Source organism: Sphingomonas sp. AP28, from assembly GCF_056680455.1.
The window spans coordinates 3,797,871-3,821,289 of record NZ_CM155283.1 but is presented as its reverse complement, the minus strand read 5'-3'; the positions used below and the strand labels follow the sequence as shown (position 1 = coordinate 3,821,289).

General features: G+C 63.5%; 22 protein-coding genes, 1 tRNA gene and 1 pseudogene. 13 read left to right on the top strand and 11 right to left on the bottom strand.

Going from position 1 to position 23,419, the window contains the following annotated elements; genetic code table 11:
- Positions 1-16 precede the first annotated feature (16 nt).
- The gene (locus AC1MH0_RS17620; RefSeq protein WP_480963822.1) at positions 17-1,330 is read right to left on the bottom strand and encodes a DUF2171 domain-containing protein; all 1,314 of its coding nucleotides are present in this window, start codon (positions 1,328-1,330) and stop codon (positions 17-19) included.
- A gap of 237 nt (positions 1,331-1,567) precedes the next feature.
- Here AC1MH0_RS17620 and AC1MH0_RS17615 point away from each other — a divergent pair.
- Positions 1,568-1,643, top strand: a tRNA-Ala gene (locus tag AC1MH0_RS17615).
- A gap of 29 nt (positions 1,644-1,672) precedes the next feature.
- Here the strand turns inward: AC1MH0_RS17615 and AC1MH0_RS17610 are convergent.
- On the bottom strand, positions 1,673-2,200 hold the full coding sequence (locus AC1MH0_RS17610) for a hypothetical protein (protein WP_480963821.1): 528 nt from the start codon (positions 2,198-2,200) through the stop codon (positions 1,673-1,675).
- A 126-nt stretch (positions 2,201-2,326) separates the two neighbouring features.
- Positions 2,327-2,662: a hypothetical protein gene (locus AC1MH0_RS17605; RefSeq protein WP_480963820.1), complete on the bottom strand. Its 336-nt coding sequence runs from the start codon at positions 2,660-2,662 to the stop codon at positions 2,327-2,329.
- Between the two features lie 204 nt (positions 2,663-2,866).
- Between AC1MH0_RS17605 and AC1MH0_RS17600 the strand changes: the two genes are divergently transcribed.
- Positions 2,867-3,088 carry a hypothetical protein gene (locus AC1MH0_RS17600; protein ID WP_480963819.1) on the top strand — a complete coding sequence of 74 codons (222 nt, stop codon included), beginning with the start codon at positions 2,867-2,869 and terminating at the stop codon, positions 3,086-3,088.
- A gap of 714 nt (positions 3,089-3,802) precedes the next feature.
- Here AC1MH0_RS17600 and AC1MH0_RS17595 read toward each other — a convergent pair.
- Together AC1MH0_RS17595 and AC1MH0_RS17590 are read right to left on the bottom strand one after the other, a co-directional pair.
- Entirely contained in the window at positions 3,803-4,969 is a 1,167-nt protein-coding gene (locus AC1MH0_RS17595; RefSeq protein WP_480963818.1) for a hypothetical protein, read from the bottom strand.
- A gap of 58 nt (positions 4,970-5,027) precedes the next feature.
- A complete protein-coding gene (locus AC1MH0_RS17590; RefSeq protein WP_480963817.1) occupies positions 5,028-6,161 on the bottom strand; it encodes an acyltransferase family protein in 1,134 nt (377 codons plus the stop codon).
- A 494-nt stretch (positions 6,162-6,655) separates the two neighbouring features.
- Here AC1MH0_RS17590 and AC1MH0_RS17585 point away from each other — a divergent pair, with 494 nt between their 5' ends.
- Positions 6,656-7,696, top strand: coding sequence for a hypothetical protein (locus tag AC1MH0_RS17585; protein WP_480963816.1), 1,041 nt, complete (start codon positions 6,656-6,658; stop codon positions 7,694-7,696).
- A gap of 37 nt (positions 7,697-7,733) precedes the next feature.
- On the opposite strand, the pseudogene AC1MH0_RS17580 reads toward AC1MH0_RS17585, so the two are convergent.
- From AC1MH0_RS17580 to AC1MH0_RS17565, 4 genes and pseudogenes are all read right to left on the bottom strand, one after another.
- Positions 7,734-8,423: pseudogene (locus AC1MH0_RS17580) on the bottom strand (HAD family hydrolase); the annotation flags it as partial.
- A gap of 9 nt (positions 8,424-8,432) precedes the next feature.
- Positions 8,433-10,031: a sensor histidine kinase gene (locus tag AC1MH0_RS17575; RefSeq protein WP_480963815.1), complete on the bottom strand. Its 1,599-nt coding sequence runs from the start codon at positions 10,029-10,031 to the stop codon at positions 8,433-8,435.
- Positions 10,028-10,735 carry a response regulator transcription factor gene (locus AC1MH0_RS17570; RefSeq protein ID WP_480963814.1) on the bottom strand — a complete coding sequence of 236 codons (708 nt, stop codon included), beginning with the start codon at positions 10,733-10,735 and terminating at the stop codon, positions 10,028-10,030. Before AC1MH0_RS17570 ends, AC1MH0_RS17575 begins: the two co-directional genes overlap by 4 nt.
- A gap of 11 nt (positions 10,736-10,746) precedes the next feature.
- Entirely contained in the window at positions 10,747-12,345 is a 1,599-nt protein-coding gene (locus tag AC1MH0_RS17565) for a DUF4153 domain-containing protein (protein ID WP_480963813.1), read from the bottom strand.
- 322 nt (positions 12,346-12,667) lie between these two features.
- Between AC1MH0_RS17565 and AC1MH0_RS17560 the strand changes: the two genes are divergently transcribed.
- The 4 genes from AC1MH0_RS17560 to AC1MH0_RS17545 all read left to right on the top strand — a co-directional run bounded on the left by AC1MH0_RS17560 (position 12,668) and on the right by AC1MH0_RS17545 (position 16,443).
- Positions 12,668-13,285, top strand: a complete 618-nt coding sequence (locus AC1MH0_RS17560; protein WP_480963812.1) for an OB-fold-containig protein — start codon at positions 12,668-12,670, stop codon at positions 13,283-13,285.
- A 25-nt stretch (positions 13,286-13,310) separates the two neighbouring features.
- Complete coding sequence (locus tag AC1MH0_RS17555; RefSeq protein ID WP_480963811.1) at positions 13,311-15,047, top strand: flotillin family protein; 1,737 nt, start codon at positions 13,311-13,313, stop codon at positions 15,045-15,047.
- 79 nt (positions 15,048-15,126) lie between these two features.
- Positions 15,127-15,747, top strand: a complete 621-nt coding sequence (locus AC1MH0_RS17550) for a phytanoyl-CoA dioxygenase family protein (protein WP_480963810.1) — start codon at positions 15,127-15,129, stop codon at positions 15,745-15,747.
- 279 nt (positions 15,748-16,026) lie between these two features.
- Positions 16,027-16,443 (top strand): HIRAN domain-containing protein, encoded by a 417-nt coding sequence (locus AC1MH0_RS17545; protein ID WP_480963809.1) that lies wholly within the window; start codon positions 16,027-16,029, stop codon positions 16,441-16,443.
- Positions 16,444-16,467: 24 nt separating this feature from the next.
- Here the strand turns inward: AC1MH0_RS17545 and AC1MH0_RS17540 are convergent, their stop codons facing one another.
- Complete coding sequence (locus AC1MH0_RS17540) at positions 16,468-17,226, bottom strand: competence/damage-inducible protein A (protein ID WP_480963808.1); 759 nt, start codon at positions 17,224-17,226, stop codon at positions 16,468-16,470.
- Positions 17,227-17,277: 51 nt separating this feature from the next.
- Between AC1MH0_RS17540 and map the strand changes: the two genes are divergently transcribed.
- The 4 genes from map to purL all read left to right on the top strand — a co-directional run bounded on the left by map (position 17,278) and on the right by purL (position 20,985).
- Positions 17,278-18,105 (top strand): type I methionyl aminopeptidase, encoded by an 828-nt coding sequence (map, locus tag AC1MH0_RS17535; RefSeq protein WP_107962952.1) that lies wholly within the window; start codon positions 17,278-17,280, stop codon positions 18,103-18,105.
- Positions 18,106-18,157: 52 nt separating this feature from the next.
- Positions 18,158-18,409 carry a BrnT family toxin gene (locus AC1MH0_RS17530; protein WP_480963807.1) on the top strand — a complete coding sequence of 84 codons (252 nt, stop codon included), beginning with the start codon at positions 18,158-18,160 and terminating at the stop codon, positions 18,407-18,409.
- Positions 18,399-18,674: a BrnA antitoxin family protein gene (locus AC1MH0_RS17525; RefSeq protein ID WP_480963806.1), complete on the top strand. Its 276-nt coding sequence runs from the start codon at positions 18,399-18,401 to the stop codon at positions 18,672-18,674. Before AC1MH0_RS17530 ends, AC1MH0_RS17525 begins: the two co-directional genes overlap by 11 nt.
- Positions 18,675-18,756: 82 nt before the next feature.
- A complete protein-coding gene (purL, locus tag AC1MH0_RS17520) occupies positions 18,757-20,985 on the top strand; it encodes a phosphoribosylformylglycinamidine synthase subunit PurL (protein ID WP_480963805.1) in 2,229 nt (742 codons plus the stop codon).
- A gap of 794 nt (positions 20,986-21,779) precedes the next feature.
- On the opposite strand, the gene AC1MH0_RS17515 is transcribed toward purL, so the two are convergent.
- A complete protein-coding gene (locus tag AC1MH0_RS17515) occupies positions 21,780-21,938 on the bottom strand; it encodes a hypothetical protein (RefSeq protein WP_480963804.1) in 159 nt (52 codons plus the stop codon).
- 5 nt (positions 21,939-21,943) lie between these two features.
- On the opposite strand from AC1MH0_RS17515, the gene AC1MH0_RS17510 reads away from it, so the two are divergent.
- Both AC1MH0_RS17510 and AC1MH0_RS17505 read left to right on the top strand, forming a co-directional pair.
- A complete protein-coding gene (locus tag AC1MH0_RS17510) occupies positions 21,944-22,105 on the top strand; it encodes a hypothetical protein (protein ID WP_480963803.1) in 162 nt (53 codons plus the stop codon).
- Positions 22,102-23,349, top strand: a complete 1,248-nt coding sequence (locus AC1MH0_RS17505) for a DUF418 domain-containing protein (protein WP_480963802.1) — start codon at positions 22,102-22,104, stop codon at positions 23,347-23,349. The genes AC1MH0_RS17510 and AC1MH0_RS17505 overlap by 4 nt, the downstream gene beginning before the upstream one ends.
- Positions 23,350-23,419: the final 70 nt, after the last annotated feature.

Below are 23,419 nucleotides of genomic sequence, written 5' to 3'. Positions count from 1 at the left end.
CAACGCCTTCAAACAGTTAGTACGTGGTAGAACCCGACTTGCCGAGCGTGTCCGACGTCGTGCCAGTGGCGGTGCCGCCGGTCGTCGTGCCGCCGGTGCCCGATGCCGTGCCGGTCGCCGTGCTGCCCGTTTGCGAGCTCGAAGCATAACCGCTGGTACCGGCATCCTTCTTGTCGCCGCCGGTGCGATCGCCGTACTCGAACATCGCCGAGTTGCGCTCTTCTTCCTTCCACGCCGCCTTGGCTTCGTCGGCCGACTTCGACAGCGTGACCTTGCCGTCTACGGTCTTGATCCAGCGCGACGGGATCGAGTGGTGCACGCCGCCCGCATCGCGATCGTTCTTGGTCAGCAGGATCCGGTCGCCCTTCACCTTGTCGACCGTGCCGACATGGCTGCCGTCGGAGCCGACGACTTCCATGTGCTCGGTAACCTGCGATAGCGAACTGCGCTGCCCCTGGCGCTCGGTCCGCCACGACGAGAACTCGTTCTCGAACTTGGAGCGGTTCTCGTTGCGATACTCGTCATAGTCGCGGTCGAGCGCCGCGATCTGCGTGCTGCGCCAGCTATGATAGTGATCATCGTGCGTATTCGACGAACGGTTGCCGAACGACCGGCTGTCCGAACTGCCCGAATAACCATAGGCGCGCTCGTCATAGCGCGCATCGGCTTCGCGACGGCGCTCGGCCTCGTCGTCACCGAACCACGAGCGTACTTCGTCACCCGCGCGAGCGATGAAACCGCGATCGTCATAGTCGTAACCCTGCGGCTGACGGCCGCAATCGCGGTTCCCGCCACGCGACGCGTTGCTGCGGCGATTATCGTCATCGGCATCGCGGTTGCGACCTACGTCCTCGAAGCGACGGCCATCCGATGCGTAGCTGCCGTGATATTCGGTATCGCCCGAACCCTGGCTGCGCTGGCCGTAGGACTGCTGGCCATAGCCTTGTCCAGACCGCTGCTGGCCATAGCCCTGCTGCCCGTTACCCTGCTGGCCATAACCCTGGCTCGAACCCTGGCCGTAGCGCGACTGCCCGTAGCGCTCACCGCCCGATGGCTGCGAGCGGTCATTGTGGCCGCCATAATAGTCACGACCGCCCTGCTCGCGACCATATTGGTCGCCGCGTCCCTGGTCGTCACGCCCCTGATATCCCTGACCACGGCCACCACGGTTGTCGTCGCGATCAAATTCACCGGCAGCTTCATACTCGCGCGCGCTGGAGCGGCCGTAGCCTCCACCGTCGGAGCGGAAATCGCGACCGTAATCCTGCGAGTTGGGCCGGCCGAAATAGTCGCCCGACTGGGGATCTCGGGTGTTGCGTTCGTAGACCATAGGAACCTCCTAATTGCTGTCCTGCGGCTGCCGGCGTCGTCGTATGCGGCGTCGTGCATTCCGAGCATTACAAGCCCCGGATGCGGGAAATGTTCCTGTCTTTGCGGTGACTTGACGGCGACACGACGCTGCAAAGCGACGACGTGCGAGAGGGTGAAGGGGCCCGTCCGATCAACCCGGTTGCAACGCCCAAATCGAGCCGCTAGATCATCGACTACGGCCTGTGGCCGACCGCGCGGGGCCGTAGCTCAGATGGGAGAGCGCCGCAATCGCACTGCGGAGGTCAGGGGTTCGATTCCCCTCGGCTCCACCACGCGGAAAATGCTGCAGAAGAGTCATTCTCTAGCCTCTTACCTGCGCGTGTCGAAGCAAGGCTGACGACACTGGTACCGCAGGTGCATGCTTGCGAAGCGCCGCATCTCCTGCCAGCAATCCTCGACCACGGTGATCAACTCGTCGAGATGGTCGGAACGCAGGTGACGATAGTTGCGCTTGTTCGCCCCCCTCCCCGGCATGGCCCGACGCCGCATCGATCTGCGCTTCAACCACGCCGCGCCAATTCATCTCGGTGATCACCGTATGCGGCAGCGGGATCTGCGCGCCCTTCCCTCTCAGAACTGGGCGGCCTTCAGTCTCGCCTGACTTGCGCGTGGGTGGGTGCATCTTGGGGGTGCCATCGGCGTTCAGGACAGGCTTGCAGATCCCTGCTTCGATTGACGCGCTCTCGAGCTGCTTGCCGGCGTCGTAGCAATCGCGGTCGAAATATTCGGGCGTTGCAGTGTCGAGGAAGGAGACCAACCCGCGGTCGATCTGGTGATCGTGGAGGTCGAGGATCGCCTCTCTGCGCCCAAAGGTGCTGAGCGCGATCATTAAAACGATGAGTGCGATCCAGAGCGCAATGATTTAAGAATGATCGAAGTGGTGCCAAGACGGCACCGGCACAATTCATTCTGCCGATCTGTTTCGTCGTGCTGAGGTAGAGCTGGGAGTCAGGACCTAGTCCCGTGACGCTAAGCTGAGGATATGATTTACCACCGGTTCGGGCAGCGGATTGGCTACATCCAAACCGAACTCGCCGGAGTGCGCCCAAGCAACCCAGCCTGAATAGCGGGAAAACGCTGGTACTTCTATCGCCAGAAACTGGCCCATCTTTACGGAATAGCCCGACTGGACCCGGAAACCGTGGGTGGCGATATCGATCACAGTGGCAGACAACGGCTCGCCTCCCGGCACCGTTAAGAACACGGGGAGGTGAATCGGCGTTCGTTTAACGATCCGCGCATCGTCCGGTAGCCAGCTTGGTTTAGGGGATGAATGGTCATGGAAACTCATCAACCTTCGTCTCACCCGGCGCTGAAGAACGCGTTAAGCGCTGTTGATCAAGATACTCTTTGTAACGATCTCAGCCCTGCTGGGCCGATTGTAACGAGCAGATTATCGCTAACTCAAAGTTAGCCAAACGGTTGTGCGGATGGAGATACGAATATTTAATAAGTCGCCCAATATCAAAGCCGTATAACGGGTTGGGATCGAAACATGCTTAACGTGATTAACCAGACATCTATGCTTCTGGATCGCATTTTGGCAACTGATGAAGAGCGTATGGAAGCACGCGAACGTCTGCGCTACACTGTTGCTAGACACGGCGAAGATGCGAACCATGTCCTTCAGGGAAAATTGAGTGACGTTCGACGGACCAAATCGAAGCGCTCTATCCGGCTTGCCATTGCGACGCTCGCCAGCGGGAAAATGGCATAAGGCACTGTAGCGGGGAGGCGTCTGGAGAAAGCTCGACCCGCTGCGATGAAGCGACAATGCCACTTACGCGTTCCGTTCGCGATATTCTGCGATCTGTGAAGTGAGACGGTGCCCCGACGAGCACGTGTAGAAACACGTATTAGGAATGCTCCCCGCGACGCGTCTAGGCAGCGCCAGAGCTTGTTGGGTAGCAACTGCCATCTCACGGGACGCCGTCTCCACGTCGCGCTCGCCACGCACATGCCGGTCGGTCCTCGCCCCACTTCATTCAGTTCTCCAACATCGACGCGGCGAGATGCTCGATCAGCGCATCGTCGTTGTTGCTCGAGCAGGCGCGGCACTGGCCAGCCATGTCGAGCCCCGGCGAGTTCGTTGCCGCTGCGCTTCTCGACAGAGAGTATCGCGAAGGCGAATCATGGTCGAATTGGCGATCTAGATCGTACGGGCCACTTTGATCAGGACCAGCGCGAAGCAGGTCGACAACGTGCCCGTTAGCTGGCGCTTCGTTATCGATGAGCGCCCTTCCCTAACCAATGACACTCTTGGTGATCCCAATCGTGCAGGAAGCAATAAATCGGCCTGAGTTACGGAGTCACGGTGTCATTAAACGGGATAAACGGGATCGTCAGGCGTCGGCGGCGATCTGGCGTGTATTCAGAAAGCGATGCACAGCCAGGAGGCGTCGGTAATAGTGCCCCAACCCGCCCGATACATTTATACAACCATCATCAGAGGTTCCATGGGGCGCCGGGTAGACGATGTATCGTGAAGGCAAATTTTAGAGTCTAGGTCAGCATCTAAAGCGTAGCGGATTTCAAAATTTGTAGCGCCTTGTGCCTTGTGTGTAATCCGCACGGTCGTAGGACTGGTCTTGACGGCAGTAGCCGCGAACAATCCAGCTTGATCACGAATATAGAAACCGGAAATATTCGTATCGGGTTCAAATGAAAGACCTTGAAACACGTTTAGATCGAGGTTCAAGGTCGTTGCATCAATACGGACCGCTGATGCACCACGAGGACCCCTTGGCGGGGTTGTTTTGCCCACATATGAAATGACTTGTTCAGCGAATCGAGCACCAGAGACGATTTGGCCCTCTTCGGATTGATGAATGCCATCCCGTGTTGGTAGGTCGTATGTCGAGAACCCATACCACACGTTACTTATCGACGCCGCGGCATCCAACTCAGCTAACCGCTGGAGCGCGAGAAGCTCTTGGGTTGCGGCATCTACTCCAGGGAGATCTTGGCTCGCGCCCAGAACAAATAGAATATCGGGTTGGCCGCAGGATACTCTGATGTCAGCAATTACGCTTTTGATCATATCGAGCTGGCCTTGACGGCTTGCTACCAGCCCGAAAGCTGCGTCATTACGTCCTACCTGCAGCAATACTATATCGGCGCCTCCAGACGCCTTGATCAGATCGATAAGCCTCAAACGGTACACCGAGTCCTTCGATGCCCATTGCTTGAGAGTTGTACCTTTCGCCCCAGCGTCAATGTAGTCGACAGACCTACCCGTCGACCGATTGATGGCTTGTCCCGCTATTTTACCGAAAGCACCCTTCTCAAGGATGGAAAACTGAGATCCGTCTCTGGTTACCCTAACGGCTTGGGAAGCTCCGGGACCATCATACTCGGATAAATATTCCGCGGGACTACTAGAACCTGCCAGCGCAATTTTGACGGCCGGCAAAGCTGGAGCGGGCACTGGCGCCGGAGTGGTTATCGGCGGCGCCGACGGCGTTGGCGTCGGGCCAGACACCACTGGCGTTTCAATCGAAGTCGTTGCCTGCCCACCGCACGCACTCAGCGTCAATGGGATGCCGAGCGTTGACAGGGCTCCGCCCAAAAAATGGCGCCGATTCATATTGTTTGCCATCAAACGCCACCCAGGAAAGCCGGAAAAGGCGGTTAGCGAGGTTGGTCGCCACTTCAAGTCAGTATGACTGCCTTTTCGACGGATTACTGCTGGTCAGTTTCGTCATTAAATGATCAAGCGATTTGATCAGGGTCTTGTAAACTGCGGTTTCACTAAGGCCGCCCCGACCATTCAGCAGCAAACGGAGCATTGGGCTGCGTCGTAGTATTTGCTCATGTATAAAGAACGAAACGGCAGACGTCAGGATGAATAGCACACTAAATCGTTCGAATTCGTTCATGTCCAATTTTCTGACGACATGGTTGATCCCCGCGATGATCGGGAAATGCAGCAAATAGATGGTATAGGAAGCGGCCGAAAAGCGCATTACCAGCCCTCGAGGCTTCGAGGACGACAATCCGGTTCCTATCACTATCACTGCCATTGCAGCCGCGCTGAGGGAAACCAGCGAGGCTGTAATCAGACCACTTAACATATCGTGCTTCGCGTTCAACAATGTTTCGTAGTATTGCACGAATAGTAGACTGACCAAACACATACTCGCTAATCCGATACGCATTAAATTCACGTTTAGTAGCTTCTCGCGTACCGTAGCGGATCTGGAAATATACAGTCCAGCGAAGTAAAAGACGCAATAGTAGGGACTTTGCAGGAGTGTTCCAACAAGGCTATGAACGTCCGATACCGACCCGGTCTTCGTAAAGATATCAATAAGTATGAAGCAGGCAACGCTAGCAAGGTTGGAACCTATCAAAAAAATCATCAACAACTGATAGCCGGTGCAGCCTCTAGTTGCGATGAGACAGCGGTCGATTATTCCGGCCTGTTCTAGAGAATAAGCTAACCAACTCGCTCCCAGCAGGGTCACTAAAAACCAGAGGTGATGTAGCGAGCTTCCCGCGAATCCGAGGGGCGGCATTATCACGCCCAAGACGACCGCCAGCGGTATGGCGATTATTCGGAAGCGGCTGATGATGAAATGAGTAGGATCTTTTTTGAGAGCAAACGCAGCTAGGAACCCTGAGACGGCAAAAAATGCCTCCATACGAAATGCATGTGACATGAAAATTATCAGTGTGAATATCGAAAGCTTGCCGTTAACTTTGTTCACCTCGGCGCAGTGAGCCATCACACCAAATATGAGAAGTGCAGCTCGCCAGGTATCTATTCCGTAAAATCGCTGGATTTTCATGCCGGCCGGATTACCGTTCGAAGATTAATCTGTAGTAAAACTGTCATTGAGCAATATTGATCCCGCGTGTTTTTTTGGTTTGAGTCGTCCGAACGGCTCATGTCCTGGCCTCCCTCCGGCCTCCCCGCCATCGCAGTTTTTCAGGACTCGGATTACGTCGAGCTGTTGCGAATGGCGTCCATGATCCGGGAAAAAAAAACGGAATATGCAGAGTGACGATAAGACGCCAATAGACCGACTACGCTCTGCCTTTGGCCACTGAGCTAGACTGTCACCGGTGCATCTGTATCGTAGTTCCAGCCGCGCAATAGGGACGGAGCCACCCGCCAGCTTAGGGGGGAGCGATCGCTCGTGCAGAGGTCAAGCCGGCGATCCAATAGGCGGGCAAAGTGGTGAGTCTGTGCTGGGTCCACCGACCCCTAAATGAGCGTTTACGCGCGTCCTTGCCACCAATGCGAAGCCGGCACATGATCCCCGCAAAAAGGGGGACGCGCGTGAATAAGTGGGTACTGATATTAGCGCTGGTCGTTGCAACGCCAGTCGCGGCGCGGGACCTGGGCGTGCCGGCCGACAAGGGCTGGAAACATGCCGAAACGGGCCTGATCCTCATGCCGCAGCTGGCCGATCTTTCGCGCACCACGCTTACCGATGCGACCGAGACCGAGCATGACGTGGCTGCGCAATATGACGTGGCGGACAAGAGCATGTTCGCGACGATCTACCTCTTCCACCCGGCGATACCCGACGTGGCCTTGTGGTTCGATCGCTCGCAGACCGCACTCGAAACCCGCGACATCTTCCGCCATGCCGCCCCCGCCAGCGCCGATCCGATCGCCTTCGCCGCAGCGAACAGCGGGTCGCCGACGTCCCTGCGCCAGGTCTATGCCACACCCGACGGCGCATATCGGAGCACCGCCCTTGCGGTCGTACCCGTTGGCGAATGGATCGTCAGCATCCGCATGAGTGCGAAGACACTGACAGGGGACCAGCTCGACGCCAGCCTGCAACAGGTGATCAAGGCCGTCCGCTGGCCGCCCTCCACTACCACCGCGACCATTGCGGCCGCCCCGGTCAAGACTTGCGCCACGCCGCTGACCTTCACCAAGGCCAAACAGGCCAAACCGAACGGTGGCGACCTGCTGATGTCCCTGATGGCCGGCACCATGGCAGCGAAGGCAAAAACGGAGAAAAAGCCTACCCCTCAGGTGCATCCAACCTGGTGCCGCGACGGAAGCGCGAGCACCGAATACGGCGTCTATCGGTCGGTCGCGGGCGCGGGCGCAGGCGCGGGCGGTTACATCATGGCGCTCTACGACGCCGGTCGTGTCGTCAGCGTCTATCCTTCGGTGATGGGCCAGATCGACAAGAGCGGGACCTATGCGGTGTCGCTGGAGGATGTCGAAGGCACGACGTCCGTTTTTCCGTCGTTCACGGCCCTGCCCTCGCCCAAGAAGGTGTGGGATCTGGTCGGAAGCGGCAAACGCAGCGGTACGATGAAGGGCAAGCAGATGACGATCGACCCGAAGGCGTTTTGACTAAGGCACCTGCCCGAACCGAAGGCCAGCCGCGATTGATGCGATCGATCAGCGCGGGCAGTTCGGCCAGGCTTCCCAGCGTCTCGAAACGATCCGAATCCTCGGGAGGCGTCGCATGTTCATGAGCCCACGCACCGTCCTGCGGAACATAGGCCGCCCACGCCCCAGCCTCCAGCGCCGGACGCACGTCGGAGCGCATCGAATCCCCTGCCATCACCGCCTCGGCAGGCTGCACCGCATAGCGCTCGAACAGCCGTGTGAAGGTATCGGCGGTCTTGTCGCTGACGATCTCGACACCAGAAAAGCGATCGCCGAGCCCAGACGCGGCAAGCTTCGCCTCCTGATGCAACAGGTCACCCTTGGTGAAGAGAACGAGCCGACCGCGATCGGCTAGCTGCTCCAGCGTCCGCGCGATCCCGTCGAACAGCTCGACCGGGTGCGCAAGCAGCGACCGGCCTGCCGCCAGAATGTCCGCGACCATCGTCGGCTTCAGATCGGCACCGCAAAGCTCGACTGCGGTTTCGATCATCGACAGCGTGAAGCCCTTCGCACCGTAACCGTAAAGCGGCAGGTTGCGCGCCTCGCACGCTTCCAGTGCCGGGCGTGCAGCATGCGCATCGGCGAACGGACGCAGCATCTCCAGCAACGCACCTTCGGCCGCATTGAAGTGCCGCATATTGTGCCAGAGCGTGTCGTCGGCATCGAGGCAGATGAGCCGTATCGTCATGGTCACGCTTTACACCCGGCCATCCTTCGCACCACCCACCGAGGGGATATGGATGACGAAGGTCGTTGTTTCGCTATCCAATATAGTCAAACTGCCCTTTTGCGCCTCGATCATAGAACGCGATATTGCAAGTCCGAGGCCTGTCCCGCCCATATCTCGCTTCGTCGTGAAGAAGGGCTCGAAGAGCCGCCCTCGATCGGCAAGAGGAACGCCGGGTCCGTCGTCCTGCACGCGAACTTCCAAATGCGTATCCGCGGTCGACAACCGGATCGTCACGGATCGCGCGCCAGCCTGCCTGCTGTTTTCGAGTAGCGTCCCGAGTACGGCTTCCAGGGTCGTTGCCGGTACGGTTGCGAAAGGCAGCACGTCCGGGCCCATGATTTCGATCGAGAACCCGACCGTTCGCGAAGCATCGGCCACACGCGCGACGACCTGAGCGACATCCGTCCTGTCCTCACCCGGCTCGCCCATGTCCGCGCGTGCAAGATCGAGCAACCGCGTGACCAGCAGCGCAAGCCGGCGCGCATCCGCGTCGGCGTTGGCGAGGAAACGGCGCCGGTCTTCCGTCGCCATGTCCGGGTGATCCTGCAGCAATTCCACCGCGCCGCGGATGCCGGCGAGCGGGGTCTTGAACTCGTGGCTGACCGCGTGGGCGAAGTCGCGCAGATAGCGCGAGCGACGATCGATTGCCGCCGCCATCACCGCAAAATCGGCGTAGAGACCCTGGATCTCGATCGCCGCGGTCGCCGGCGGATCGGGAACGCGACCGCGGCCGCTCGCGACGGCGCGCGTCGCCGCGCCGAGCTGCTCGATCGGGCGTGTGATCCCGCGGGAGATGACGCCGCTGAGCACCACGAGCAAGCCGAAGATCGCCGCGATGCCCAGCGCGATATTGCCGCGGTCTTCGTACAATCCCCGGAACAGCGCACGGGCCGAACGCGACAGCAGCAGCACGCCGACCACGCGGTCGCGGACGATGATAGGGCACGCGTAATGGACGCGGATCGCCGCGGCTCGGGACAGCCATTCGAAGCGATAGGTCGCGCGGTAGGCGCCGTTGCGACGGAGCATGGTCGAGGCTTGGCCGGCCAACGCCGCGGCAACTTCGGGGAGTGCGACATAACTGCCGACCGCTGAACTCCCGGCGACGATACTGCCGTTACGGTCGAGCAGGATGATCGAGGCGAATGTGGTAGACCGCGTCGCGTCCATGATCGGCGAAAGCCGGGAGGCGATGGCCACTGCATCGGGCGACGGTTTCGCGCCGGCCGCGACCGGTGGCCGCTCCGCGCCGATCGGCGTCGTGCTCAGGTCGATGCCGGAAGCAGGCGCCCGCACATAGGGGGTGGCGTCGCCTGCAACGTCATAACGCGCAACCCGACCGGGCGGGGCGGCAGGCCAGAGCGCCGCCGCCGTCGCGGACAGCGCCGCCCCCTGCGCGACCAGCTCCGCCTCGGTCTGCCGGACGAGCGTGTTCTCATAGACGCGCAGGAAGACCGCACCGAAACCCGGAAGCGCGGCGACCAGGAACAGCGTCGCAAACAGGATCGTCCGCAACCGCAACCTTGGCCAGTGGCGTTTCGCCCAGTCCTTGATCCTGCCGATCACGCGCCCGTGCACGATCCGAGGCGATAGCCGATCCCGGCGCGTGTCTCGATCAGGTCGTCGGCGCCAGCCTTCGCGAACTTGGCGCGCAGGTTGCGGATGTGGCTGTCGATCGTCCGGTCGGTGACCGCAAAACCGGGGCCGTGCAGCCGATCGATGATCGCGTCGCGGCTGAACACGCGGCCCGGCATCGACGCGAGCAGCCGGAGGATCTGGAACTCGGTCACGGTCAGTGCGATCTCGACCTCGTTCCACAGCGCGCCCCATCCCTCCAGGTCGAGCCGCAACCGGCCATGCGAGAGATCGCGCCCGTCCTCGACGTTCGGCGCCCGCGCGGAGGTGCGTCGCAGGATCGCCATCACGCGCGCCACCACCTCACGCGGCGAAAACGGCTTCACGACATAATCGTCGGCGCCGAGCTCGATGCCGAGCACCCGGTCGATCTCGTCGTCGCGGCTCGACAGGAAGAGGATCGGTATGTCCGCCCTGCCCTCTCCGCCACGAAGGCGTCGACACACCTCGAGCCCGTCCATCCGCGGCATGTTGATGTCGAGCACGACCAGGTCGGGCGCATGCGTCTCGACGAGCGCCAGCGCGGCCTCGCCGTCCGCCGCCTCGATCGCGCCGAGCCCGGCCTTCTCGAACGCGAACACGAGCAGCTGGCGGATATGAGGATCGTCGTCGACGACCAGGATGGTGCGAGGCATCGGGCACAGGATCATCGTTGCGCACCCGGCGTCAACGGCTTTGGTGCCGGAATGCCAGGCGCGGGCATCTGCGGCGCTGGAGCGGACGGCGGCGCTGACGGACCCTCCACCGCAAGCGGCGGCAGGATCACCCCGTCGCAACGCCGTCCGTCCGGCGCCGACCGCAGACGCGGCGCCTTGGTACCGGACATCGCCCGGACCGTCGCGAGCCGTCTCGCGTTGCGCGGCGTCCAGCGGCGCCAATCGGCTTGCGCGTCCGCAGTTTCGGTCTGGTTTTCCCACCGCAGATAGGCCAGCCGGTCGCGCAGACCGGCCCGTTTCGCATGCCGCTCCAGCATCGCCAGCGAGACCAGCGACGGGGACCCGAGCCGCGCCATATAGCAGAGGTCGAGCGGCGGTCCCGCCTTGCCTCTGGCGAGCGTCGTGCGGACATTCCACGCCGCGGCGGTCGCGCCAAGATCGACGACGCTCGCCGCCACCAAAACCGTGACAGCCGCCAGCGCATTGGCGTTGATCAGCCACGCCGCCGACTTGCGTGCCAGCAGTCGCCAGCCGATCAGCGCCAGTCCCGTGGCCACGAGGCCCATCCACGCAAGCGCGGACAGCCGCAGAACCGTCATTCCGTAGGCGTCGACATAATCGAGCGTTCGCAACGCACTCGACGCGACCAGCAGCAGGTTCTGGAGGAGCCAGACCGTTACTAGACGTCGCACCAGCGGGCTCGCGGCGGCTGCACTGCCCGGACGTAAAGCCAGCAGCACGAACACCGCAGCGAGCAGCGCAGTCACGATCAACGAATACGCGCCGCGGTGCGCATAGTCCGCCATCGTCACGCCCGCAGGCAGTCCCGCGCCGCTCCACAGAAACACGATGTCGAGCGTGTTTTCGACCGCGAAAATCACGTTGAACGTCACGAGCGAAAGAACCAGCGTCGCCACCCCCGGCTCGAACGCCACCCCCGGCTCGAACGCCATGCCGATCGAGCGTTCGTCCATACGCGATGCCCGCGTCGTGCGCCGGCTTGGCCGCAAGCTTGCCCAGATCGTAACCAGCACACAGAGCCCGAACACCGTCCGCCATGTCACCGCCCACGGATCCGGCAGCACGATCCGCGAGAATGCCTGACCGATCAGCGGATTGGCGTTCGCGAACAGCCCAACGAAAACCACGCCGCCCAACAGGGGCAACGCGACGACAGCCCCGATTGCGCGGATGCCGCCGGAGGGCGGCCCTCGACGCTGGTGGACCATCGACAGCCGCGCAGCATCCTTCAACGGTGCAATGACGGCGGACATCGCATGCCAGCCAAGCCTGCGAGCCCAGACGAGCGCATCGTCGAACCGGTGTCGCGGCAGGAGCGCAGCAAGCGAGATCGCCGTCCAGAACAGAACCCAGCCAAGGACGCTCGGATCGTCGACGAGCACCACCGCCAATCCGGCGCCGGCAATCAATGCCAGTAGCGCCGCCCCGTCGTTCCAGATCGCCCTACGCGTCAGGACTAGGGCGATGATCCAGGCGAATGCAAACCCACCCACCACTGCGCCATTGCCATCGGCGATCAATATCTCCGCCAGAACGATCAGCGCCAGGGCAGCGCCGATCTTGGCCACCAGACTTCCACGACAATTCATCTTCGCACTCCCCGTTTGTCGAGGACAGCGTTGCCGCAGTGCCGTCAGCATCGGATCGCGAGGTCCGTGTGCAGTCCGTTCGCTTGTCGTGCAGATCCTGTGCAGAGGATGGATCGAAACCCGGCCGATCTCCCGCAACCCGCGTTGCGAACGCCTCGGCGTAGAGCTAGCCTCGCTCCGGGGAGTAGCGACGCATGGAGTGGAAAGACCGGATCGGCCGGCGTTTCGTAACGAAGCGTTGTCGTCTGTCCGCTACCCGTTCGCCCATGCAGAACCAGAGTCCTCACCAGCGTTACGGCCGATGTTCGCGATCTTCCTGACGCCCGCCTACGCGCCCTTCGCGATCGCGTTCGTCATCATGATCGGGATCGGGCTGATCGAGGCGATCGGTCTGGGGCTCGGCCATCTCGATCTCCACGCGGACGTCCATGCCGACGCCGATGGCGGCGTGCTCGACTGGCTTGGGCTGGGCCATGAACTGCCGATCCTGATCTGGCTGACTTCGCTGCTTGGTTGCTTCACGCTGGCCGGGATCGCCATCCAGCAGGGCGCGACCGCCTTGATCGGCGGTCCGCTTCAATGGGGCCTGGCCTCGGGTGGCGCGCTGATCGCCGGCAGCCTGCTCAACACGCTTGCCGCCAACGGCCTCGCCCGGATCATGCCCGGCTTCGAGACCAGCGTGATCTCGACCGACGATTTCCTGCGCCGCCGCGGCACGATCCTCGAAGGCACCGCCCGCCGCGGATCGCCGGCCCGCGCAAAGATCGTCGACCAGCACGGCCAGGCGCATTTCATCATGGTCGAGCCGCATGACGAGGCCGACGCGATCGCCGCCGGCGAGACCGCGCTGATCGTCCGCCGCGACGGCAAACTCTTCTACGCACTGCCCGAAGCCAACGCGCTTCTGCGGCCGATCTAACCAACGCATAACCGGGGAGGGTTTCATGCCCGCACAGCTTCTGAACGTCCTGATCTACGCCGGTATCGTCCTGTTCGCACTCGTGGTGATCGGCATCATCCTGACCCGGCTCTACCGCCGCGCGACCAAGGACGTGGCGCTGATCCGCACTGGCTTCGGCGGCGAGAAGGTCGTGCTCAACGGCGGCATCATGGTCATCCCCGTGCTCCACGAACTGATGCAGGTCCGCCTGACGACCGTGAAGCTGGAGGTCTCGCGCCTGAACAAGGATGCGCTGATCACGCTCGACAAGCTGCGGGTCGACGTCGTCGGGCTGTTCCATATCAAGGTAAAGCCCGACGCGGAATCGATCGCCGCCGCTGCACAGACGCTTGGCGATTCGGTCAACAGCCCCGACGCGGTGAAGTCGCTGCTCGACGGCAAGCTGGTGTCCGCGCTGCGCTCGGTCGCTGCGACGATGACGATGGAGCACCTCCACGCCAACCGCGCCGACTTCATTCAGAAGGTGCAGGAGGCGCTGATGACCGATCTGGACATGAACGGCTTCCAGCTCGAGTCCGTCAGCATCACACATTTCGACCAGACCGCGTTCGAGCATTTCAACGAGAACAACGCGTTCGATGCCGAGGGGCTGACCGTGCTCACGCGGACGATCGAGGAGCGCAAGAAGATCCGCAACGACATCGTCGCCACCAACCGCGTCGAGATCGAGCAGCGTAACCTCGACGCCAACAACCAGTCGCTCGAGATCGCGCAGGCCGCCGAGCAGGCACGCCTGACGCAGGAGCAGACGCTGTCGGCCCGCCGCGCCGAACAGGCCACCGCGATCGCCACCGCCGAGGCCGAGCAGACCCGCCTCGCCGAGATCGCCCGCATCACCGCCGGCCAGGCGCAGACGGTCGCGCAGACCGAAGCCGACAAGGTCATTCAGACCGCAACCATCGCCCGCGACGGCGCGATCCAGACCGCGACCATCGAGCGCGACCGCACCATCGAGATCGCGCGCATTACGACGGCCGTGCAGACCGCGCAGAAGTCCGAAGAGGAATCGACCGCCACTGCCGCCGCCAACGAAGCGCGCGCACTCGCGGTTCGAGCCGAGGAAAGCGTCGCCACGGCAAAGGCAACCGAGATCGCCAACCGCAACAAGAACGTCGCCGTGATCGCCGCCACCCAGCGTGCGCAGGAAGAGGCGGTCGGCATCACCGTCGCCGCAACCGCCGAGAAGGAAGCCGCCGAAGCCCGCGCCAGTGCCCTGCGCACCGAGGCGACTGCCGAAGCCGATGCCGAGAAGGCGCGCGCGGAAGGTCGCGAGGCAGCATTCAAGGTCGACGCGGCAGGTCAGGCATCGCTCAACGAGGCGACCAACCTGCTGAGCGACGCCCAGACTGCGCTGCTGATCCGCCGCGCGATGCTCGAAGCACTGCCCGCAATCATCGCCGCGGCGAGCAAGCCGATGGAAAATATCGACAAGATCAGCATCCTCGATGCCCGGGGGCTACACGGTGACGGCGGGGGTGACGGCGCATCTGGCGGTGGCCAGGGCAATCTCGCCGATGCCGCGGTGGCGGCCGCGATGCGCTACCGCGTCGGTGGCCCGCTGATCGATGGCCTGATGGCGGAACTCGGGATGACCGGCAGTTCGTTGAACGGCATGCTCGCCGGCAGCAGCGTGGATGCAACGCCTGCCCGAACCTCTGCCACCGATACCCACAAACACCCCGCCGCACTCAATAACGGGTCGGGCAATCCCCCGGCCTGATCCAATGCCCCCGCAGGCCCAGTCGCGGGAAATCGGTCTACGCTTCGAAGACGACGGCGCGCAGATGTTTGCGCGTGCCTTGGATACCGCTGCATGCCTTTCGATCGAACAGGCCATCGCAGACCTACCGAGCGACGTCCCGGGCGTAAGGATCGGGTCCGCCCCTGCCCTGCGCGCCATGTTCGCGGTGGACGGTCCCATCGGCCGCATAGCCGCAGCGGCGTTGGGCCCCGACGTGCGCGCCGTTCGAGCCGTGCTGTTCGACAAGACGGCGGCCCGGAACTGGGCGCTGGGATGGCATCAGGATCGCACGATCGTCGTCGAGCGGCGTGCCGACGCCGACGGGTTCGGTCCCTGGACGATCAAGGCCGGCCTTATCCAGGTCGAACCGCCCTTCGCGATCCTGGAGCGGATGGTCACGATCCGCGTCCACCTCGACCCGGTCGACGCCACGAATGCCCCGCTCCGCATCGTGCCCGGATCCCACCGGCTCGGTCGCCTGCCGGAGACGAGCATCAAGCACGTCGTCGAGGAGCACGGCGAGCGCGAGTGCCTCGCGAACCGCGGCGACGTCTGGCTCTACGCGACGCCGATCGTCCACGGCTCACGCGCGGCCGATCCACCTCGTCGTCGACGCGTGCTCCAGATCGACTACGCAGCCATGGACCTGCCTGCCCCGCTGCGATGGCAGGGGCTATAAGCGGTCGATCATCCCGCCATTGTGGGCAGGATCCGCATTGCGTGCGCGTTTAGACAACAGCGCTTTACACCTCTCGGTCCAAAATCGGATGGCAAAGGTCAAGGCATATCCACGCTTTTCAAGCCACGCCCCTGCAATCGCACTGCAGGTCAGGAGGTCCATTCCCCGCTGCACTAGCGCTCCTTCCGAAAAGCAAATCGGCGGCGTGTTCGACATTTGGGTCCGCGGCGACTTTGCGCCACGCCTTACGCGTGGGCAGTTACCAGGCTATCACGCGGCATGGACGAATTGACGTGCAACGTGGTCGGCATCGACTTTCCGAACGCGGACCGGAGCAGGAGCAACCGCCGCATGGAACTGCTGCTCTGCGCGCCCGGCGAACCGGTCGAACTCCGCCGCGAACCCAAGAACCCGCACGATGCGAATGCGGTGGCAGTGTTCAGCGGGCGCGGCGTGCAGATGGGCTATCTTTCCGCCGAACGTGCCCCGCTGATCGGGCGACGCATGCAGGAGGAGGAGCATGTCGCCATATTCCAGGCCCTGGTCGGCAATTACGGGTATGTCCGCATCCGCTTTGGCGGCGGCGCGCCGACACTGCCGGATCTCGAAGCGCCCACGCCGCCGAGATCCGGCCCGGCGTCGTTCGACCCCGACACATTCTATCCCGACCCCGAGGGTCCCGAATGGGGCGCATGAACCCGCCGCAGTAATCAGTCCGCGCTAGATGCCCTGCGCAGCAACCACCCGTCCAGTCGCTTCCAGATCGCGCGTCAGGTCCGCGAGGCACCGATCCACGAGCGCCTCGTCCGAACTCCGCACGACGAAATTCGCACCGGTCTTGCCGTCGCGGAAGAACGGGTAGCTGCCGATCGCGACACCTTCGTGTGTCTTCTCCGCATCGCGCAGGATATCCGCCACTTCGCTCTCCGCGACCCAGCAGCCGATCGTCTTCGAGACCACAGGACGCCCGCCCTCGAGCGTCCCCGTCAGCGCATCGAGCATCCCCGCGGTAATGTGCGGCACGCCCGCCATGATGAAGATGTTGCCGATCCGGATCCCCGGCGCGCCCGACACCTTGTTGTCGATCAGGTCCGCCCCGACCGGTACTCGCGCCATCCTTGCGCGCGCTTCGGTCAGCCCGCCGCGTGTCGCGTAATACGCCTCCAGCACCGCCATCGCGCGCGGATGATGCTCGACCGCGACGCCCAGCGCCTCGGCGATCGCGTCCACGGTGATGTCGTCGTGAGTCGGCCCGATCCCGCCAGTCGTGAACAGGTAATCGTTGCGCGCGCGCAAGATGTTGACCGCCTCGACGATCGCCTCGGTCTTGTCGGCGACCACGCGCACCTCGGCGAGGCGGATGCCCTGCACGTTGAGCCAGGCCGCGATCTGCGCGACGTTCTTGTCCTGCGTGCGGCCCGACAGGATCTCGTCGCCGATAATCGTCAGCGCGGCGGTCCAGATGCGTTCGTCTGTCATGCCCCTCGCATAGCCTCGCAAAACCGCGCCCGCCACGCTATATCGCGTGGCATGACCGAATATGTAACCGTCACCTCGGACCAGCCCGACGCGCGCACCGGCGCCATCAAGCTACACGGCCCCGCCGCCTTCGAAGGCATGATGAAGGCGGGCCGGCTCGCGGCCGAGACACTCGACATGATCGTGCCGCACATGGTGCCGGGCGTCACCACCGCCGAGATCGACCGCCTCATTTACGACTTCATCGTCGCCGGCGGCGGCGTCCCCGCGACGCTCGGCTATCGCGGCTACACGCACAGCGTCTGCATCTCGATCAACCACGTCGTCTGCCACGGCATCCCGAGCGAGAAGACGCTGAAATCGGGCGATATCGTCAACGTCGACGTCACGCCTCTGCTCGATGGCTGGCACGGCGATACGAGCCGGATGTACCTGATCGGCGACGTACCGATCAAGGCGCGCCGCCTCGTCGAAGTCACCTACGAATGCTTGATGATCGGCATCGAGCACGCCAAGCCCGGCAACCGCATGGGCGACGTCGCCAACGCGATCCAGCGCCATGCCGAGAAGCACCGCTACGGCGTGGTCCGCGATTTCTGCGGTCACGGCGTCGGCCGCCTGTTCCACGACGCCCCCGAAGTCGTCCATGTCGGCAAGCCTGGCACCGGTCCCGAGCTTCGCCCGGGCATGATCTTCACGATCGAGCCGATGATCAACATCGGCCGCCCCGACGTGAAGCTGCTCGACGACGGCTGGACGGCCGTCACGCGCGACCGCTCGCTGTCTGCGCAGTTCGAGCATTCGATCGGGATCACCGAGACGGGTTGCGACATCTTCACGCTGAGCCCCAAGGGCTACACACAACCGCCCTACGGTTGACCGCCAACTCGGCGGACTTGCATTCCGAATAAAACGTATCTACAAATAATTCGTGGATACCGAGTTCGATCCGGTCAAGGACGAAGCGAACATTGCCAAGCACGGCATATCGCTCGCCCGCGCGGTCGAACTTGCTGGCGTCATAATCGTCGAGGACACGCGGTTTGCGGAAGATCGCTACCGTTTGTACGGCACGATCGACGGTATCCCTCACTGCGCGGCGGTGACGATCCGCGGTAAAGCCGTCCGCGTGATCAACCTGCGCCGCGCTCATGCTAAGGAGTTGCGCCGTCATGGCTGGTGATACCCCGGAGGTCGTATTCGATGACGACAATCCCGAATGGACCGAAGCCGATTTTGCGCGGTCGCGGCCGATCGCAGACTTCCCGGAATTGGCAGCGGCGTTTCCGAACGGCAGCAGACCACGCGGTAGGCCAAAGGGCTCCGTAACCTCTGGCAAGTCCCTCGTCTCCCTACGCCTCGACAACGACGTGCTCGAAAGATTTCGCGCGAGCGGACCCGGTTGGCAGTCGCGGATCAACGAAACGTTGCGCGCCGCCAAACCATAAGCGGGATAATTACGACCCCAAACCACATTGTCGTGGTCCGCATAGGGTGACGGACGCCCCCCACCCCGCTAAAGCCCGCCCCATGACCGAGATCACACCGCAGATCGTCGCCGACCACGGCCTGTCCCCCGAAGAATATGAGCGCGTCCTGCGCGCCATCGGCCGTGAGCCGAACATGGTCGAGCTCGGCATCTTCTCGGTCATGTGGTCCGAGCATTGCAGCTACAAATCCAGCAAGATCCACCTGATGAAGCTGCCCACCAAGGGCCCGCGCGTCATCTGCGGCCCCGGTGAGAACGCCGGCGTCGTCGATATCGGCGACAACCAGGCGGCGATCTTCAAGATGGAGAGCCACAACCACCCGTCCTACATCGAGCCCTATCAGGGCGCAGCAACCGGCGTCGGCGGCATCCTGCGCGACGTCTTCACGATGGGCGCGCGGCCGATCGCCAACCTCAATGCGCTCCGCTTCGGCCGCCCCGATCATCCCAAGATGCGCCACCTGATCTCGGGCGTGGTCCACGGCATCGGCGGCTACGGCAATTGCGTCGGCGTCCCGACCGTCGGCGGCGAAGTGAACTTCCACAGCGCGTACGACGGCAACATCCTGGTCAACGCGATGACCGTCGGGATCGCCGACCAGGACAAGATCTTCTATTCGGCCGCCAGCGGTATCGGCAATCCGATCGTCTATGTCGGCAGCAAGACCGGCCGCGACGGCATCCACGGCGCGACAATGGCGTCGGCCGATTTCGGCGAGGATTCGGACGCCAAGCGCCCCACCGTCCAGGTCGGCGATCCGTTCACCGAGAAGCTGCTGATCGAAGCCTGCCTCGAACTCATGGCGACCGACGTCATCGTCGCGATCCAGGACATGGGCGCGGCGGGCCTCACCTCGTCGGCCGTGGAAATGGCGTCGAAGGGCGGCGTCGGCATCGAGCTGACGATGGACGACGTGCCGCAGCGCGAGACCGGCATGACGCCGTACGAGATGATGCTCTCGGAATCGCAGGAGCGCATGCTGATGGTCCTGAAGCCCGGCCGCGAAGCCGAGGCCGAGGCGATCTTCAAGAAATGGGAGCTCGATTTCGCGGTGATCGGCCGCGTCACCGACACCGGCCGGATGGTGCTGACGTTCAAGGGCGAGACCGTCTGCGACATCCCGCTCGGGCCGCTCGCCGACGAAGCGCCGCTCTACGATCGCCCGCACGTCCCGACGCCGAAGCCTGCGCCGCTCGCCAACGCGCCGCATAGCAGCGACATCGCCGCCGACCTGCTCACGTTGATGGGCTCGCCGGACATCGCCTCGCGCCGCTGGATCTGGGAGCAATACGATCACATGGTCGGCGCCGACACGGTGCAACGCCCCGGTGGCGACGCCGCGGTCGTCCGCGTCCACGGCACGCAGAAGGCGCTGGCGATGACCACCGACTGCACGCCGCGCTACTGTTTCGCCGACCCGGTCGAGGGCGGCAAGCAGGCGGTCGCCGAAGCGTGGCGCAACCTGACCGCGGTCGGCGCGCTGCCGCTCGCCGTCACCAACTGCCTCAACTTCGCCAACCCGCAGCGCCCCGAGATCATGGGCCAGATCGTCGGCTGCCTCGAAGGCATGAGCGACGCCTGCATCGCGCTCGACTTCCCGATCGTCTCGGGCAACGTCTCGCTCTACAATGAATCGAAGGCGACCGGTGGTGGCTCGGCGATTCTGCCTACCCCGGCGATTGGCGCGATCGGGCTGCTCGCGGATTGGCAGAAGAATGCGACGATCGCGTTCAAGGGCTCGGGCGACATCATCCTCGCCGTCGGCACGCGCGGCGGCCATCTCGGCCAGTCGCTCTGGCTGCGCGAGTGCCACGGCCGCGAACAGCTCGACGCCGGCCCGCCACCACCGGTCGATCTGGCCGCAGAGCGCCGCGTCGGCGACCTGATCCGTGAAGCGATCGCGCTGGGCCAGCTGACCGCGGTGCACGACGTGTCCGACGGCGGCATCGCGGTGACGCTGGCCGAGATGGCGCTGGCCGGCGGCATCGGCGCGATGATCGACCGGAAGCAGCCCTTCGACTGCGCGCGCTCGTTCTTCGCGGAGGACCAGGGCGTCTACATCGTGACGGTCGACGACCATTCGCTGCTCGACTTCCTCGGCGCAGCACACGCCGCGGACGTCGAGGCCGAGCCGCTCGGTCGCACCGGCGGCAAGCGCCTGATCTTCGAACGCCCCGACCGCGACGACGTCATCGCGCTCGACACGCTGCGGACGGCGCACGAGGGGTTCTTCCCGAAGCTGATGGGGGTCGATGCCGCGCTGGCTTAAGGCAACGCGGCGGCGGGCGAACTGAAACGCAGCCTGCTGCGGGCTACCGTTGCGTGCAACTGCCTGCCCCCACGGACGCCACCCCGGCGAAGGCCGGGGCCCAGTTGGGAAGGCCGAGGTAACGGAGCACCGCGCTCATCATCGCCGCTCGCCAACTGGGCCCCGGCCTCCGCCGGGGTGGTTCTTCTTCGGGGTAAGGGAGCAACCTCAAACCACAGAATGTTTCCCCGCGAAGGCGGGGACCCAGTCTGGGCTCCCGCCTTCGCGGGAGAACAAGGTTGCAAGAGATGTCGTCCGATCGAGCTAAAGTAGGGCTTGGCCACCCCCCTCCGTCATTCGAGCGAAAGCTGGGATCTCCGGCATCGGGCCAAAGCGCTCGCCAACAAGAATTCCCTGGCTTCCGCTAGGGTAACGGGAGAGGCGGAGCGCGCTCGAAGAACAACAGGCGAGGCGCGGCAAGGCATCGCGCAGAAACGACATGCGGCGCAGTTCACCGACCGGATAGCGGCCCCACCAAAACGACACGCCACGCTACCTAAGACACCCGTCAAAGCGCCCTGTCCTACACCACCGCGATATGCCAGCGTCGAACCATGACCGCATTACTCTCCTGCCGCGCTACCAAGACGCCGAGCCCGAACCCAAGCGTCGATCGAGTGCCGCCCAGCACCGTCCGACCCAGCCAACCCCGTCCGCTCCTAAAGTGCAGCCAAACGCGACCATCTCCTGGCCCAACCCCTGTAACGGCCCCGCGAAATACTGCGCCAGCGTCTGCACTTCGTGCACTTCCGGCATTACGCATGACCCCCGCCCCCTCCAAAATGGCCACGCTCAACGTCCTTCACCGCGCCCGCGCCACGACGATTACCGACGTCGAAAGCACCGCATTCCGACCAGCGCAACGTCCCCGCGAAATACCGCGCCAGCGTCTGCACTTCGTGCACTTCCGGCATCTCGCATGACCCCCACCCCCTCCAAAACGGGCGCGCTCGACGTCCTCCCCTGCGCCGACGCGACGACGATTACCCGCGTCGAAAGCCCCGCATTCCAACCAGCGCAACGCCCCCGCGAAATGCTGCACCAGCGTCTGCACATCGTGCACTTCCGGCGTTCCGCATGACCCCCGCCCCCACCCGGATCGCCACGCTAGACCTCATCCGAGGCGTCGCCGTCATGGGCATCCTCGCCGCCAATATCGCCGCATTCGGCTTCCCCGAATTCGCCTACATGACCCCCGCCTCGATGGGCGCGCCGAGCACGCCCGACCTGATCGCCTGGACCACCACCTTCATCGTCATCGACGGCAAGATGCGCGGGCTGTTCTCGTTCCTGTTCGGCGCGTCGATGCTGCTGGTCATCGATCGGGCCGAGGCGAATGGCGAAGACCCGGCGACCGTCCACCTGCGCCGCATGGCATGGCTGTTCGTCTTCGGCATCGCACACCTGTACCTTCTGTGGTGGGGCGACATCCTCGCGCACTACGCGCTGGTCGGCGCGATCGCGTACATGTTCGCGCGGTTGCCGGTCCGCTGGCTGATCGGCGTGGGGCTCGCCTGCATCGCGCTCCAGACGGTCGAGCTGACGACGCTCGTCGCCTACACGTTCGACCTTCACGCCGCCGCGCACCGGCCCGGCGCGCCGGCGCGCATCATCGCCAACTGGCAATCGCTGGCGGATCAATTCGGCCAGCCCTCCCCCGCCGGCGTCGCGCGCGAACTGGCCATCGGGCGCGGCGGATGGAGCGATTTGGTAGCGTGGCGCTGGCAACACGCGGTCGGGCCGATGTCGCTGACCGCCACCGGCCCGGAAACGCTCGGCTTCATGCTGCTCGGCATGGCCGGGCTGCGATCCGGCTTCCTGACCGGCAATTGGTCAAGAAAGCGCTATGCCGTCGTAGCCGTCACCGGCGTCACGATCGGCTGGGCCGCCTACGCCGCCATCGCGACCTTCGACATCGCCCACGGGTTCGACGCACGGTACGTCGCCCTGTCGTGGCTGGCGCTTGCGACCCCGCTGAGGCCGCTCACGATCATCGGCTATGTGGCCGCGATCATCCTGCTCGCACGACCCGGCGGCTGGCTGACGACCCGAGTCTCCGCGGCAGGCCGGATGGCGTTCTCCAACTATCTCGGCACGACGCTGATCTGCACGACCATCTTCTACGGCTACGGCTTCGGACTGTACGGCGACCTCTCCCGCGCCCAGCTATACCTCGTCGTCGTGCCGATCTGGCTGCTGATGCTACTCTGGTCGAAGCCGTGGCTAGACCGCTTCCGCTACGGTCCGCTCGAATGGCTTTGGCGCAGCCTCTCACGGTTCGGATGGCAGCCGATGCGCGGTTCGGCGTTCACGATCAGCCGATGACGCTATTTGCGAATAAGACGCAAAAGGGCTTGCGAGTGGTTCGCATTATCCGTATCCCATGCTTACAGCT

What these genes read in the sequence shown, in the direction of transcription:
- AC1MH0_RS17620 (WP_480963822.1), bottom strand. Translation starts at nt 1,330, where the DNA reads ATGGTCTACGAACGCAACACCCGAGATCCCCAGTCGGGCGACTATTTC.
- AC1MH0_RS17515 (WP_480963804.1), bottom strand. Translation starts at nt 21,938, where the DNA reads ATGCCGGAAGTGCACGAAGTGCAGACGCTGGCGCGGTATTTCGCGGGG.
- AC1MH0_RS17570 (WP_480963814.1), bottom strand. Translation starts at nt 10,735, where the DNA reads ATGCCTCGCACCATCCTGGTCGTCGACGACGATCCTCATATCCGCCAG.
- AC1MH0_RS17600 (WP_480963819.1), top strand. Translation starts at nt 2,867, where the DNA reads ATGCTTAACGTGATTAACCAGACATCTATGCTTCTGGATCGCATTTTG.
- AC1MH0_RS17605 (WP_480963820.1), bottom strand. Translation starts at nt 2,662, where the DNA reads ATGAGTTTCCATGACCATTCATCCCCTAAACCAAGCTGGCTACCGGAC.
- AC1MH0_RS17555 (WP_480963811.1), top strand. Translation starts at nt 13,311, where the DNA reads ATGCCCGCACAGCTTCTGAACGTCCTGATCTACGCCGGTATCGTCCTG.
- AC1MH0_RS17610 (WP_480963821.1), bottom strand. Translation starts at nt 2,200, where the DNA reads ATGATCGCGCTCAGCACCTTTGGGCGCAGAGAGGCGATCCTCGACCTC.
- map (WP_107962952.1), top strand. Translation starts at nt 17,278, where the DNA reads ATGACCGAATATGTAACCGTCACCTCGGACCAGCCCGACGCGCGCACC.
- AC1MH0_RS17560 (WP_480963812.1), top strand. Translation starts at nt 12,668, where the DNA reads ATGTTCGCGATCTTCCTGACGCCCGCCTACGCGCCCTTCGCGATCGCG.
- AC1MH0_RS17540 (WP_480963808.1), bottom strand. Translation starts at nt 17,226, where the DNA reads ATGACAGACGAACGCATCTGGACCGCCGCGCTGACGATTATCGGCGAC.
- AC1MH0_RS17595 (WP_480963818.1), bottom strand. Translation starts at nt 4,969, where the DNA reads ATGGCAAACAATATGAATCGGCGCCATTTTTTGGGCGGAGCCCTGTCA.
- AC1MH0_RS17510 (WP_480963803.1), top strand. Translation starts at nt 21,944, where the DNA reads ATGACCCCCACCCCCTCCAAAACGGGCGCGCTCGACGTCCTCCCCTGC.
- AC1MH0_RS17545 (WP_480963809.1), top strand. Translation starts at nt 16,027, where the DNA reads ATGGACGAATTGACGTGCAACGTGGTCGGCATCGACTTTCCGAACGCG.
- purL (WP_480963805.1), top strand. Translation starts at nt 18,757, where the DNA reads ATGACCGAGATCACACCGCAGATCGTCGCCGACCACGGCCTGTCCCCC.
- AC1MH0_RS17525 (WP_480963806.1), top strand. Translation starts at nt 18,399, where the DNA reads ATGGCTGGTGATACCCCGGAGGTCGTATTCGATGACGACAATCCCGAA.
- AC1MH0_RS17590 (WP_480963817.1), bottom strand. Translation starts at nt 6,161, where the DNA reads ATGAAAATCCAGCGATTTTACGGAATAGATACCTGGCGAGCTGCACTT.
- AC1MH0_RS17505 (WP_480963802.1), top strand. Translation starts at nt 22,102, where the DNA reads ATGACCCCCGCCCCCACCCGGATCGCCACGCTAGACCTCATCCGAGGC.